The following is a 12,296-nucleotide window of genomic DNA, read 5'->3' on the forward strand; positions in this document are numbered from 1 at the left end:
GACTACACACCTTTGCTCACTGCTTTGACCGCTTGCTGGGCGGCATCAGTCAACCCTTCGGCGGAAATAATATTCAAGCCGCTGTCACGCAGCATCTGTTTGCCTAGCTCTACGTTAGTGCCTTCGAGGCGCACCACGACAGGAATGGTCATGCCAACTTCGCGCACGGCGGTGATAATGCCGGTGGCAATAATGTCACAGCGCATGATGCCGCCAAAGATATTCACTAAAATGGCTTTAACATTCTGGTCTGCCAGAATGATTTTGAATGCCTTGGTCACCGTTTCAGCCGTGGCGCCACCGCCTACATCGAGGAAGTTGGCAGGCATGCCGCCGTGTAGCTTAATTAAGTCCATGGTCGCCATGGCCAGGCCTGCGCCGTTCACCATGCAGCCGATATTGCCATTCAGGGCAATATAGTTGAGGCCGCTATGATGGGCCTCGGCTTCTTTGGCGTCGTCTTGAGACCAGTCGCGCATTTCGGCAAATGGTTTCTGGCGGTATAAGGCGTTGTCATCCACCGTCATTTTGCAATCCAGCGCAACCAGTTTGCCATCCGCAGTGACGATCAGCGGGTTGATTTCCAGCAGCGCCAAATCGTTGTCTTTAAATAGTTTGTACAAGCCCTTGGACAGTTTGGTAAAGGCACTGATCTGGTCGCCACTCAAGCCCAGGCCAAAGGCCAGGTTGCGCGCCTGGTAGTCCACCAGGCCATTCAGCGGGTCACAGACTTCCTGCAGAATTTTTTCCGGCTGTGTGGCGGCGATTTCTTCAATATCCATGCCGCCCGCACTTGAGGCGACCATGACCACGCGTTCCAGCGTGCGGTCAACCAGCATAGACAAGTACAACTCACGTGCAATCGGCAAGGTTTGTTCCACCAGCACTTGGTGTACTGGTTGACCATCTGGCGCGTTCTGGTAAGTGACCAGGTGCTTACCCAGCAGGCTGCCCGCGACTGTTTGCGCTTCCAGCGCAGACTTTACCACTTTGACGCCGCCAGCTTTGCCGCGGCCACCCGCGTGGACTTGCGCCTTAACGACCCAGGCCTCGCCACCTAATTCTTTCGTGGCAGCAGCGGCAGCTTCTTCAGATTGGACAACTAGGCCAGACGGGGTAGCCAAACCGTACTTTTGCAGTAGCTGTTTGGCTTGATATTCGTGCAGATTCATGAAAATAAGAGATTTTTATGATTAAGCATCTATTTTCGCGCAAATACCCCGGTAAGGCTAGACTACAAACAAAAAAACCGCACACAAGTGCGGTTTTATCTGTGCTAACGCAGCCTTTACAGGTCTTGCGCCCAGGCGTTGCCATAGACTTTGCCATTGCGTGGGAGAATCAGCATCTGGTACATGCTGATCACCCACATGTAACTGGAGGCGAGACTGTAACCAACGCCACCGATGATGGTGAGCCAGGCAAAGTGCGGTGACAGTTTGGTCAGCCACCAGGACATGACGTCCACAATCAAAAACGCAAACGGGAAAGCAATGGCAATGATTTTCGCGGTTTTTGGCACATTGACGGCAAAACTGAAAATCAGGCCAATGAAAAAGAAAATAAAGCTGATGCCAAACAAGTGGATGTGCGACACGCGGGTCAGGCCGCTAATGGTGGCACCTTCATTCACTTCTGCACGGGCTTTCACTTCCTCATATTTGGTGAAGTTCGGAATCCCCGGAATATTGCTGTGGCACATCACACAGTGCTGGGCAAAAATTTGTTTGTAATGTGACTCCCACTGGTCTTGCGGTGCGCCTTGCTGTGCCCATTTGATGATGTCCTGGCGTACTTCCAGCGGTGCCTTGTCAGACATGGAGCCGTTTAATTTGCTCGCCAGCTTGGTGCCGCTGCGGTCGCCATAATAACTGTAGACAATATCGTTGACGGAGAGGCCAAACTTGCCGTCGGCCATGCCGTGTGTGAGCATGATTTGCAGGCCGGCCATGCACAGGCCGACACCAATCACCAGCAGATAGCCGATAAATAGCGCTTTCAGCGGCAATGGCAGGTTGGGCAGGTTCAACCATGGTAGTGTTTGTGCGTCTTGTTTCATTCAATTTCCCGGGGGTTTTTAGTTTGCTTGCAAGCATACCATCGCTTGTGGCATTCCAAAAACAGAAATACTCCTTAAAAACAAGCTGTTCTCAGTGATTGGGGAGGCAACTGGTATAATCGCGCTTTTGTTCAATTAGCGATTTTTATCATGCGTTTAGTGGTTCAAGGTCCTGCCATCACCATGGCACATTTGTCTCATATTCATGGCCTGGTGGGCGGGCATACACAATTCATGCAAGTGGCTCAGCATGCTTATTACCTGCCGGTGGCTGACGGTGAATATCAGGATGTGAAAGCCTTTTGCGCCAGCCAGCAGATGGATTGTGCACTGGTGCAGGATAGCCATCGGTTGCAGCATATCGGCTTATGCGTGATGGACATGGATTCCACCCTGATTGCCATTGAATGCATTGATGAAATCGCTGACATGATGAACCTTAAACCGCAAGTGGCCGAGATCACTGAGGCTGCCATGCGCGGTGAGCTGGATTTTGCTGCCAGTCTGCGCAAGCGTGTGGCCTTGCTCAAAGGGTTGCCTGAATCTGCCCTGCAGCGTGTGATTGAAGAGCGCTTAACCTTTAACCCTGGCGCGCAAGACTGGATTAATACCTGCAAGCAACATGGCATTAAAACCATGGTGGTGTCTGGTGGTTTCACCTTTTTTGCCAACTATGTCAAAGATACGCTGGGGTTGGATTATGCCGTGTCCAATACGTTGGAAATTGTCGATGGCAAATTGACCGGCCAGGTGCTGGGCGACATTGTAGATGCGCAGCGCAAGGCCGATGAGTTGTTGAAACTGCGTGAAACACTCGGACTGGATGTCACTCAAACCATCGCCATTGGTGATGGTGCCAACGACCTGACCATGATGGCCGTGGCTGCGGTCGGTGTGGCTTATCACGCCAAACCGGTGGTGCAGCAGCAAGCCATGTATGCACTGAATGTGGTGGGCCTGGATGGCGTCGCCAATCTGTTGACTATCTAGTCGCTGCGCTTAGTCGAGCAATGACAGGCAGTTTTCTGGGTTGGTGTTTTTTAAATAAATAATTGATTTATTTATATTTTTTGTGAGATATCGTTTGCTATTGTGGCGATTAAAGTGCATAGTGTGCCCACGCGAAGTTCAAGCATTGTTGTTTTCTCTGGTGTTATCTTTCGGTTCTATCGTTAATCCCGCTACTTGACCCTCGCCTTTAATAGGGGAAACCCATTCATTTTTTAAGGAATTATTATGGCAACAGGTATTGTGAAGTGGTTTAACGATGCAAAAGGGTTTGGTTTCATTACGCCAGATCAAGGTGGCGATGACTTATTTGCGCATTTCTCAGCGATTCAATCTGCTGGTTTTAAAAGCCTGGCAGAAAATCAGCGTGTTTCTTATGAAGAAACAACAGGCCCTAAGGGTAAGCAAGCGTCAGCCATTCAAGTGATTGCTTAAGCACGTGCGTTTGGGTGAATTCACCCCCGGATAAAGCCCGTTTGTACGGGCTTTTTTGTTTTTTATTTTAAGGATACCTCATGGCTAAAGAAGAATTGATTGAAATGCAGGGCGCAGTGACGGAAATATTGCCAGATGCGCGTTATCGCGTGACGCTGGATAACGGCCATCAGTTGATTGCTTACACTGGCGGCAAAATGCGCAAACATAAAATACGTATTTTGGCCGGCGACAAAATCACCATTGAAATGTCACCCTATGATATGGGTAAAGGCCGCATTACTTTCCGCCATCTACCGCCACGCAAGCCTTCATAAAAAACATTTAGTGGGTCTCTGCATTTAAGTAGGCCAGTTCAATCTCGCTAAAGCCAGCCTGTTTGCGGGCCTCCATATTGAATGGGGGCCTTAATTTTGGCGCCTGGTATTGCTGGCGTAACGCCTCAAACGTGGCGACAATGTCGAGCCCGCGTTGATCGCATAAATACTGGAACCAGCGGTTGCCAATGGCCACATGGCCGATTTCGTCACGCAGGATAATGTCCAGGATGGCAGCAGCAGCATGGTCACCAGCCTGCGACAGTTTCTGTTTGAGCGGCGGCGTGGCGTCCAGGCCGCGGGCTTCCATGGTGCGCGGCACCAGCGCCATACGTGCCAACACATCAGATTGGGTTTTTTCAACCATCTCCCACAGGCTGTTATGGCCGTCAAAGTCACCATAATCAAACCCCAGCGTTTGCAAGTGTGCGCGTAGTAGTGAGAAGTGATAGGCCTCTTCTTTGGCTACTTGCAGCCAGTCACGGTAATAGTCTTGCGGCATATCGGCAAACCGCCAGACGGCATCCAGTGCCAGGTTGATGGCATTGAACTCAATGTGCGCCAACGCATGAATGAGCGCAGCACGGCCTTCGGCCGTATTCATGGCACGGCGCTGTACCAGCTTGGGCGGCACCAGGCTGGGCTTTTCCGGCCTACCTGGAATGGATTGTACTGGTGCGGTAAGTGTGAGGTGGGCGTTGTAGTCGAGATTAGTTTCCCACAGCAAAGTGACTTGCTGGCATTTTTGTTGCGGATCACTAAGCGTCAGTGCTTGCAGGGCGAGGGTTCTCAGGCAGGATGTCATAGCGTTGGAATTTTACCGTGAATTGGCTGCCGATGTGATGCGTGATTGGGTGAGACAGCCCTGCGGTGACGGTGATGCTGGCATTGTGGTGTTCTGCAATTTCGGCGACGATGGCCAAGCCCAGGCCACAACCATTGCCCTGGTTGGGGTCCAGCCGATGGAAACGCTCAAAAATCAGCGCTGTCTGGTCGTCAGGAATGCCGACGCCGCTGTCCGACACCTGTAGCATCAGGGATTGCTCACTTTGCCATAGGCGGATCACAATCAGGCCTTGTTCGGGCGTATATTGAATGGCATTTTCCAGCAGGTTATTGAGCATTTCAGAGAGCATTAAAGCGTCGCCCAATACTTTGTCCTGATGCGTTTCAATCAGCACTTCCAGTTCCAACTGCTTATCAGACGCCGGGCCTATCCAGCGCGCGCACTCCTCAGAAATAATACTGGTCAGCGAGACTGGCTGGAACACCAGTTGGCTGCTGGCGGCATCGGTTCTGGCCATGCTCAACAGGCGTTGAATCAGGTGGGATAGACGTGTTGTGCTACGCAGCATGTAATTCAATGGTTCTTGCACCGCTTCTGGTGGATGGCTTCTGAGCGCCAGTTCAGCCTGGGTTTGCAGGCCTGCAATCGGCGTGCGTAGCTGGTGTGAGGCATCGGCAATAAATTGCTGTTGTTGCTGTAAACCCGCTTTTACCCGTGACAGCAGCGCATTCATGGCGTGTAACAGCGGATGCAGTTCTAATGGTGAAGAGCTGGTGTCCAGCGGGCTGAGGTCGCGGTGCGAGCGCTGGTGCAACGACTCCCTGAGGTCTTGCAAGGGTTTAAGTGCAAAGTGTATGCCTAACTCAATCACAATGGCTGCCAAGAGCATCATCAGCACTTGTGGTAGTAACATTTCTTCCACCATTTCAGCCACCATGGCATCACGTTTGCCGGTGGTTTCTGCCATGGTAATCAGGATATTGCGGGCGTTGATGGCCTTGCTTTCTGGCAGGCCAAACGTCACGGCGCGAATCGCTTCGCCTTTGTAGAGGCTGTTGTAATAAATCTGCTGGTTGCCCGCGGGTGGTTTGCTGGGGAGTGGCAGGTTGGCTTCGCCAAATACCAGTTTGCCTTGCGGCCCGCTGATGCGTATATAAATGTGGTCACCTTCGTTATAGCTCAGCAAGTGGCTGGCCACTTCGGGGATTTCGATTTTGACTTCGTTGTTGGCGTCGATAATCACTTCATCGGCCAGCGCGAGCACAGTACGCAACAAAGACTGGTCATAGGCCTGTGTCGCATAATGCAAGGCGCGTGAGTAGGAGAGGGCGGCAGACACCCCGAGCACCAGCAACATGGGCAACAATAGCCACAAGCGCAACTGGTTTTTGAGTGAACGTGGTCCCATGTCTTCAGCGTGTCATTAAAGGCTTAGGTGTTCGGCTTCCAGCATATAGCCTAGGCCACGGACGGTACGGATATGGGCGCCGCTGGGTTCAATTTTCTTGCGCAGGCGGTGGATATACACCTCAATGGCATTGTCACCCAGAGTTTCGTCCCAGTTACACAGCGACTCCATGATTTGCTCTTTGGCGATAATTTTCCCGGTACGCATCATCAGTGTTTCCAGCAGGTTGAGTTCGCGGGCAGACAGCGTGATGGGTTGTTCATTAATGCTGGCCAGTTTGTTGGCGACATCCAGTTTTAAATTGCCGCATTGCAACGGTAGGTTGTTGCCCAGTTTGCTGCGGCGTATCAATGCACGTACACGTGCTTCAAGTTCTTCGAGATGAAATGGTTTGGTCAGGAAGTCATCAGCCCCCAGGTCCAGCGCCTGCACGCGTGTGGCGACATCTTCACGCGCAGTCAGAATCAGCACCGCAATCGCGTTCGCCTGCTGACGCAGGTGTGATAGTAACTGCATGCCGTCCATGGTGGGTAACCCGAGGTCAAGAATCACCATATCGTAGACGTCATCCTGAATGGCACGCAAGGCTTGTTTGCCATCGGTGACGTGATCAACCGCGTATTGCGACTGGCTGAGGGCACGCACCAGTCCGTTGGCAATCACTAAATCATCTTCCACAATTAATAAACGCATCGTTGATATCCGCTGGTCTGAATATGTCCAGTGTACCTCAATGCTGGCGGGTTTTTCGTTTGTAAGTTTGCTGCAAGCCAGACGTAAGTTAGCTGTAAGGAGAGCAGCGTATTGTGCAAGGGTGGACAACGCGATGCGAGCCACGATGCCATTAACACAGAATATTAAATGAGCAGCAGCGATTAAGGAGCGATCATGATCAAGACCCTGTTAGTCATGTCGGGATTCATTCTTTCAGCCTATGCCATGGCCGGGACCAATCCCTCGCCACATGATCAGGTTGAATTGCAGAAACATTTGAAAGTAGCCAGACACGCTGTCGCGCAGCCAGCGGTCAACTCCCAAAAGGAGGTTGACAAAAAAACTGCGCAAACCAAGTAACTGTGCAGTTGCCTAAGCACGCTGAATTCCCTGCAGTGTGTTGAGGCAATCAGCAGTTTCGTGTGTATCCTCTCACTTTAACCACGCGCAAGCGTGGTTTTTTTTATCTGTGATTTAGGGCATCTGATGTGGGCTTGGCACCTCGCGCAAGCCCATCTCGTACTTTTTAGCGCAAATCTATAATATCCAGCTTGCCTGCCTTCATGTCCGGCACCAGCAAATGATGGTCATCTTGTGTCAGCGCAATATCTGCGGCAGATTGATAACCCTCTTTCACCAGAGTGACCTTATGTTGCTGGTCAATACGGAAGACTTTGCCTGATTTCCAGTCACTGACATAAATCGTACCATTTGCCTGTTTGACAATGCCATCGCCACCGCCCAAGCCACTGGCCACTTCATCCAGTTTTTTAGTTAGCAGGTTGTAGTTGTAAAGCACGCCAGAAGTGAAGTCGACCAAGAGCAGGTGCTCACCTTTGGCATCGGCCAGCAAGCCGTTTGGGGCTAAAATGCGTGCATCAATGGTCCCGTCCAGCAGTAAACTGAGTTGACGCTGCGGTGTGACTTTATAAATAATGCCGCCTTTGCCGCTACCCAGAATATCACCACTGTCACTGATATACAGATTGCCATTGGCATCTGCACTCAGGTCATTGAGAAATTGCGGCACTTTTGGAAAATCTGTTGCTGCCAGAAATACTTCTGCGCTGGCCGTGGGCTGAGTCAGGGCCACACGCAACACGCGCGTTTTGTCGGCAATGTATAAATCAGTGCCGATCAGCACCAGCCCTTTGGGGTCATCCAGGCCTTGTATCAAGACCGAAGTTTTGCCATGGTCAATGACGCGAATCTGGCCATCGCCATCCTGGCCAAAGCCATTGATTTCAGATACGTAGATTTTGCCATCGGCGGCTTGTACCACAGACTCAGGTGTTAACAGGCCATTCACAGGCTCCAAACCATGAGCCTGGCTGAGGCTGCTGATGGTAAGGAGTAACGCGGCCAGTACGCTGGAAATCAATGTACGGCGAACATGGTGGGCAAACAACATAAACACTCCTAGAAAAAGGCTTTGGGTTGGCTTAAGGTGTTGATGCTATTGCATAACGCCTGATAGGTTTGTACCGGGGCTTGCGACACGGATTGCTGGAATACCTGATTCTGCTGTAATTGCTGGATCACCTGGTCAAATGCACGCTGGTAGGACTGATGGGTAAAGTACTCTACGTTATAAGTCAGCCAGCCGCGTGATTGACCTTCGCCTTTAACGGTCACCAGTGGTTTGCCCAGTGCGCTGTCAGCTGCGGGCTGGTTGTACACTTTGGCGGTGATTTCGCTATAAAAAACACCAGTTTGCGGGTTGTAAAACATATTGGGCTCAATCACGACCAGTGCCTGACCTTTGGCCTCGGCTTCACAGCTGGACGTGGTGTATTTTTGTGCCTGGAAGCTGCTCAAGCCGACCGCTTCGGCGGCTTCGGCACGGTTATGCCAATAGTTGAGGTAAGGGTTCAGAAGGCGTACCGGATGCTGGTAAAAAGACTCTGGCACCTGGATGACCAGGGCAGGGGAGGTCTCTGCCTGACTCAGGCTAATCCAGCCCAGGCAGAGAGTGCCAGTGATAGACAATAACATGCGTTTCATATATTGCTCCTGAAAAAATGCTTTGCAGCGTGCGATTACAGGCTGCGAATACGGTAAATCCAGCCGGTCAGGTCATCTGACACATAGAGCCAGCCATCGGCACCGACAATGACATCTACCGGTCGTCCCCAGGCTTGTTTGCCTTGCAGCCAGCCACTGATGAATGGGACGCTTGCCACCGGCTGTTGGTTCCTGAATTGTACACGCAGCAAGGCGTAGCCGCTGGGTTGTTTGCGGTTCCAGGAACCATGCAGAGCCACAATGGCATCCTGTTTGAGGTCATCAGGCAATCGGCTTTGATGTAAAAAGGTGATGCCTATGGGGGTGCTGTGTGAGGGGAGTGTGAGTGCGGGCGCCTGCGCCTGTTGGCAAACGCCAGTTTCGCCTACAAAGTTTGGGTCTTGCATGAGCTGCCCCGGCTGTGCAGGATTCGCCCAGCAATAGGGCCAGCCATAATGCTGGCCTGCTTCAATCTTGTTCAGGTGTTCTGGGGGCAAGTCATCATCGACCACGCCATTTTTTTGCCCGCTGCGGTTATCGGCGCCATTGTTGGTGGCAAACATTTCGCCGCTTTGTGGGTGCCAGGCAACACTTTGGCTGTTACGCAGGCCCCGCGCCCAAATTGCACTTTGTGCATGGCGGCCAACGGTCAGCAAGGCCCCGGCAGGGCGACCATCCAGGGTGTAGCGCAATAGCGTGGCGCGCGTAGGATTGTCTTCAACACAGACATTACAACTGGAGCCGACATTGATAAACAGATAACCATCAGGCGACAGTTTGAGTGTTTTCAGGCTATGGCCACCACTGGGAAAATTGCGGATAAAGGGCTGTGGTGCCCCCCAGCTATCGCCCTGTTTGGGTAGCTTGACCACGCCAGTTTGCTCGGCCACCAGCAAGTCTTCGCCCAGCAGTACCAGGCCGTGTGGCGCGTTGAGGCCTTGTGCGATGACCTCTGCTTCGCCTTGTGCGTTTAAGCGTACGATACGGCCGGTGTCGGACAAACTGACTAATAGCCGCCCCTGGCTATCTAGCGCCAGCATACGTGGCGCCCCCAAGGTGCTGACATCACTAAAGCGCTCGATCTTGAGCCCGGCAGGGACTTCCAATGCCGATAAGGCAGTCTCCACGGCAGGGGTTTGTGCCATGGCGTAATGCAAGCCAATTGCTGTACATAAACCCGTGAGCGCGATCAGCAGCAGGCGCGAGACTTTACCAGCCGAGGAGGTTTGGGCATGTGCTGTGGTCATGTCAATGTGTCTGCCCAGATGTTTTCTGCCCAGGCCTGGGCGTATTCGCCTTCCTGCACGGTGGCTTTGGTAGATACGCCGCCGCCTTCAGCGGACACCATGGACTTCTTGGCCGGGTCATAACGATAGACATTGGCCACATGCATGGCTTGCTGGTCGTCGACAAAGCTATAGCAGGTGTTGGCAAATACGGGCAGCGGATTAGGCGCGTTGCCAGTTTGCAGGTCTATGATAGCGGCGGCACAGACTTTGGCTTGCGAGGTCGCCATATGGGCAGACTTAGGTAAGCCTGCCGAAATACTGTCGCCGATGATATGCACATCCGACTGCAAGCTCGATGCATAAGTGACAAAGTCGACTTCGCACCAGCGGCCATCGACATTATTCAGGCCAGCCACTTGTGCCACTTTGCCCGCCAGTTGCGGCGGAATCACATTCAGCACGTCTGCTTTCACAGTTTCAAAGTCGGTTTTAATGGTTTTACTGGCGGCATCCAGTTGCAGGATTTCACTATTGTTATGGTATTCAATGATGCCCTGGTAGGCACCATTGAAACTTTGCAGGAACAGGCCTTTTTTGGAGGTAATGTCAGCATTGGCATCCAGAATCAGCACTTTGCTGCGTGGTTTGTGCTGTTTGAAATAATGCGCCACTTGGCAGGCACGTTCATAGGGGCCGGGCGGGCAGCGGTAAGCGCCCGTTGGGATCGTCATTACAAACACGCCGCCATCCGGCATGCTTTCCAGTTGCTGCCGTAGTTGCAGCGTTTGCTTGCCTGCTTTCCATGCGTGCGGAATATCAGCCACTGGCGCGGGCATGCCTGGAATCTTGCTGTAATTAAAGTCCACGCCAGGCGCGAGTATCAGGCGGTCATAGCTGAGGTTGCCGCGTGTAAGTTGCACTTGCTTATTAGCGAGATCCACCGCAGTCACGCTGTCTTTCACCCAGTTTAGCCCATGCTGTTTGCGTGATAAGTCATAGCCAAAACTTAACTGATCCAGTGTCCGGCTACCACCCAGCACCAGGTTGCTCTGCGGGCAGGAGATAAATTGCGGGTTAGGCTCAATAATGGTGACTTTGAGGTTGCCCATGCTCCAGGCGCGTAAGTATTTGGCGGCGGTGAGGCCTGCAAACCCTGCGCCTACTATTACCACATGGCCTAGAGGTGGTTTGCTGGCACGGGCAAAAGCGGGCAGGCCATAAAAGGCGAGTCCGCCATAAATCACTGAGCGCACAAATTGCCTGCGTGTTGTGCTGACAGGATGGCTGGTCAAGATAGAATCCGGCTGCATTATTGTGCCCCCAGGAATGATTGATGCGGCAAGGCATGCGCTGTTTGTCTGGGCTGCTGTGCGAAATAACTTGCCAGGGCGGTGATTTCTTCCTTGGTCAAGCCTTTGGCATGATGATGCATGACTGTCGATGATACCGAGCCATCCTTAAAGCCCTGCATGCGCTGCACAAAGTAATCCTGGTTGAGGGCAGCCAGCGTAGGCGTGCCGCCCAGGCTGTTGCCGTTAGGGCCGTGGCAGGCAGCGCAAGAGGCCGCCAGGGTGTGAATTGCCGAGGAGTCTTCTGCCTGCGCCGCTAGCGACCATGCGACGACACAAGCCCATAACATACTTGCGTATACCTGCTTCATACTTTCCCCCAAGATTTTTGTGATGACTCACATTATTCTAAATGGCAGCGCAGGCGTGAGTGACTCTGGTTACACACCGCCTCAAAACGATAGTCATAAAACAAAAACGGCCATGAATATCATGACCGTTTTTGTTCAATATCGTTGCGAGTTGCCAGCGATTAGAAGCATTTTTCTTCCTGACAGCCATCATTTTTGGTGCCAAGTTCAGTCAGCAGGTCGACCATTTTCTGGTCATTTTCTTCTTTGAAATAGCGTACCAGGGATACATCGCCTTTGAGTTTGATGTTCACATCCGCACCCGCAGCAGCCAGGTATTTCATGGTCGCGGTGTCGCCGATAAAGGCAGACATATGGAACGCCGTGTTATGGCTGGCAGGGTGTACATAGTTCAGGTCAGCACCTTTGGACACAAGGTATTTCACCACGTCCAGTTTGCCTTTTGACGCCGCCATTTGCAGTGGCTCCCAGGCAAAGAATTTTTGTTTGACCAGGGTTGGGTCTGCTTCCACAAACTTTTTGACGACTTTAATATTGCCACCTGTAAGCGCCTCGGTAAACTCCATGTACTCCTCATCTGACAGCGCAAATGCCTGTAAGGCAAATGACAGTGAGAACAAGGCCACTAAAAACTTAACTGATTTCATAATCTCTCCAAACACCTGATTTTCATTT

Annotated in this window: 15 protein-coding genes; 4 read left to right on the forward strand and 11 right to left on the reverse strand. The window is 52.0% G+C overall.

Going from position 1 to position 12,296, the window contains the following annotated elements; translation table 11 throughout:
* Positions 1–2 precede the first annotated feature (2 nt).
* Together sucC and ACIDE9_RS00800 are read right to left on the reverse strand one after the other, a co-directional pair.
* Positions 3–1,172, reverse strand: a complete 1,170-nt coding sequence (gene sucC, locus ACIDE9_RS00795; RefSeq protein ID WP_194740723.1) for an ADP-forming succinate--CoA ligase subunit beta — start codon at positions 1,170–1,172, stop codon at positions 3–5.
* Between the two features lie 116 nt (positions 1,173–1,288).
* The gene (locus ACIDE9_RS00800) at positions 1,289–2,059 is read right to left on the reverse strand and encodes an elongation factor-1 alpha (RefSeq protein ID WP_194753068.1); all 771 of its coding nucleotides are present in this window, start codon (positions 2,057–2,059) and stop codon (positions 1,289–1,291) included.
* A gap of 150 nt (positions 2,060–2,209) precedes the next feature.
* On the opposite strand from ACIDE9_RS00800, the gene serB reads away from it, so the two are divergent.
* The 3 genes from serB (at position 2,210) to infA (ending at position 3,819) form a co-directional block, all read left to right on the forward strand.
* A complete protein-coding gene (gene serB / locus ACIDE9_RS00805; protein ID WP_411992004.1) occupies positions 2,210–3,049 on the forward strand; it encodes a phosphoserine phosphatase SerB in 840 nt (279 codons plus the stop codon).
* Between the two features lie 246 nt (positions 3,050–3,295).
* Positions 3,296–3,502 (forward strand): cold-shock protein, encoded by a 207-nt coding sequence (locus ACIDE9_RS00810; protein ID WP_019881669.1) that lies wholly within the window; start codon positions 3,296–3,298, stop codon positions 3,500–3,502.
* A gap of 80 nt (positions 3,503–3,582) precedes the next feature.
* A complete protein-coding gene (infA, locus tag ACIDE9_RS00815) occupies positions 3,583–3,819 on the forward strand; it encodes a translation initiation factor IF-1 (protein ID WP_019881670.1) in 237 nt (78 codons plus the stop codon).
* A gap of 7 nt (positions 3,820–3,826) precedes the next feature.
* Here infA and ACIDE9_RS00820 read toward each other — a convergent pair whose 3' ends face one another.
* From ACIDE9_RS00820 to ACIDE9_RS00830, 3 genes are read right to left on the reverse strand one after another with little or no spacing between them, the layout of a single operon-like run.
* Complete coding sequence (locus ACIDE9_RS00820; RefSeq protein WP_411992005.1) at positions 3,827–4,624, reverse strand: ferritin-like domain-containing protein; 798 nt, start codon at positions 4,622–4,624, stop codon at positions 3,827–3,829.
* Positions 4,578–6,014 (reverse strand): sensor histidine kinase, encoded by a 1,437-nt coding sequence (locus ACIDE9_RS00825; RefSeq protein ID WP_411992006.1) that lies wholly within the window; start codon positions 6,012–6,014, stop codon positions 4,578–4,580. Before ACIDE9_RS00825 ends, ACIDE9_RS00820 begins: the two co-directional genes overlap by 47 nt.
* Before the next feature lie 15 nt (positions 6,015–6,029).
* A complete protein-coding gene (locus ACIDE9_RS00830; RefSeq protein ID WP_194753072.1) occupies positions 6,030–6,707 on the reverse strand; it encodes a response regulator transcription factor in 678 nt (225 codons plus the stop codon).
* A gap of 195 nt (positions 6,708–6,902) precedes the next feature.
* Here ACIDE9_RS00830 and ACIDE9_RS00835 point away from each other — a divergent pair, with 195 nt between their 5' ends.
* A complete protein-coding gene (locus tag ACIDE9_RS00835; RefSeq protein WP_411992008.1) occupies positions 6,903–7,088 on the forward strand; it encodes a hypothetical protein in 186 nt (61 codons plus the stop codon).
* Positions 7,089–7,254: 166 nt separating this feature from the next.
* Here the strand turns inward: ACIDE9_RS00835 and ACIDE9_RS00840 are convergent, their stop codons facing one another.
* The 6 genes from ACIDE9_RS00840 to ACIDE9_RS00865 all read right to left on the reverse strand — a co-directional run bounded on the left by ACIDE9_RS00840 (position 7,255) and on the right by ACIDE9_RS00865 (position 12,268).
* On the reverse strand, positions 7,255–8,139 hold the full coding sequence (locus ACIDE9_RS00840; RefSeq protein ID WP_411992010.1) for an SMP-30/gluconolactonase/LRE family protein: 885 nt from the start codon (positions 8,137–8,139) through the stop codon (positions 7,255–7,257).
* An 8-nt stretch (positions 8,140–8,147) separates the two neighbouring features.
* Complete coding sequence (locus ACIDE9_RS00845; protein WP_194753074.1) at positions 8,148–8,732, reverse strand: hypothetical protein; 585 nt, start codon at positions 8,730–8,732, stop codon at positions 8,148–8,150.
* 35 nt (positions 8,733–8,767) lie between these two features.
* On the reverse strand, positions 8,768–9,979 hold the full coding sequence (locus ACIDE9_RS00850; protein WP_411992012.1) for a PQQ-dependent sugar dehydrogenase: 1,212 nt from the start codon (positions 9,977–9,979) through the stop codon (positions 8,768–8,770).
* Positions 9,976–11,271: an FCSD flavin-binding domain-containing protein gene (locus tag ACIDE9_RS00855; RefSeq protein WP_411992014.1), complete on the reverse strand. Its 1,296-nt coding sequence runs from the start codon at positions 11,269–11,271 to the stop codon at positions 9,976–9,978. The genes ACIDE9_RS00850 and ACIDE9_RS00855 overlap by 4 nt, the downstream gene beginning before the upstream one ends.
* A complete protein-coding gene (locus tag ACIDE9_RS00860) occupies positions 11,271–11,621 on the reverse strand; it encodes a c-type cytochrome (RefSeq protein ID WP_411992016.1) in 351 nt (116 codons plus the stop codon). The genes ACIDE9_RS00855 and ACIDE9_RS00860 overlap by 1 nt, the downstream gene beginning before the upstream one ends.
* Before the next feature lie 161 nt (positions 11,622–11,782).
* Complete coding sequence (locus tag ACIDE9_RS00865) at positions 11,783–12,268, reverse strand: ankyrin repeat domain-containing protein (RefSeq protein WP_194753078.1); 486 nt, start codon at positions 12,266–12,268, stop codon at positions 11,783–11,785.
* Between the last annotated feature and the right edge of the window lie 28 nt (positions 12,269–12,296).

Source organism: Methylophilus sp. 'Pure River', assembly GCF_046765995.1.
Taxonomy (GTDB): Bacteria; Pseudomonadota; Gammaproteobacteria; order Burkholderiales; family Methylophilaceae; genus Methylophilus.

Coding starts and splice junctions, on each gene's coding strand:
- ACIDE9_RS00810 (WP_019881669.1), top strand. CDS start 3,296: ATGGCAACAGGTATTGTGAAGTGGTTTAACGATGCAAAAGGGTTTGGT.
- ACIDE9_RS00825 (WP_411992006.1), bottom strand. CDS start 6,014: ATGGGACCACGTTCACTCAAAAACCAGTTGCGCTTGTGGCTATTGTTG.
- ACIDE9_RS00820 (WP_411992005.1), bottom strand. CDS start 4,624: ATGACATCCTGCCTGAGAACCCTCGCCCTGCAAGCACTGACGCTTAGT.
- ACIDE9_RS00865 (WP_194753078.1), bottom strand. CDS start 12,268: ATGAAATCAGTTAAGTTTTTAGTGGCCTTGTTCTCACTGTCATTTGCC.
- sucC (WP_194740723.1), bottom strand. CDS start 1,172: ATGAATCTGCACGAATATCAAGCCAAACAGCTACTGCAAAAGTACGGT.
- ACIDE9_RS00800 (WP_194753068.1), bottom strand. CDS start 2,059: ATGAAACAAGACGCACAAACACTACCATGGTTGAACCTGCCCAACCTG.
- ACIDE9_RS00855 (WP_411992014.1), bottom strand. CDS start 11,271: ATGCAGCCGGATTCTATCTTGACCAGCCATCCTGTCAGCACAACACGC.
- ACIDE9_RS00835 (WP_411992008.1), top strand. CDS start 6,903: ATGATCAAGACCCTGTTAGTCATGTCGGGATTCATTCTTTCAGCCTAT.
- ACIDE9_RS00850 (WP_411992012.1), bottom strand. CDS start 9,979: ATGACCACAGCACATGCCCAAACCTCCTCGGCTGGTAAAGTCTCGCGC.
- ACIDE9_RS00845 (WP_194753074.1), bottom strand. CDS start 8,732: ATGAAACGCATGTTATTGTCTATCACTGGCACTCTCTGCCTGGGCTGG.
- ACIDE9_RS00860 (WP_411992016.1), bottom strand. CDS start 11,621: ATGAAGCAGGTATACGCAAGTATGTTATGGGCTTGTGTCGTCGCATGG.
- infA (WP_019881670.1), top strand. CDS start 3,583: ATGGCTAAAGAAGAATTGATTGAAATGCAGGGCGCAGTGACGGAAATA.
- ACIDE9_RS00830 (WP_194753072.1), bottom strand. CDS start 6,707: ATGCGTTTATTAATTGTGGAAGATGATTTAGTGATTGCCAACGGACTG.
- serB (WP_411992004.1), top strand. CDS start 2,210: ATGCGTTTAGTGGTTCAAGGTCCTGCCATCACCATGGCACATTTGTCT.
- ACIDE9_RS00840 (WP_411992010.1), bottom strand. CDS start 8,139: ATGTTGTTTGCCCACCATGTTCGCCGTACATTGATTTCCAGCGTACTG.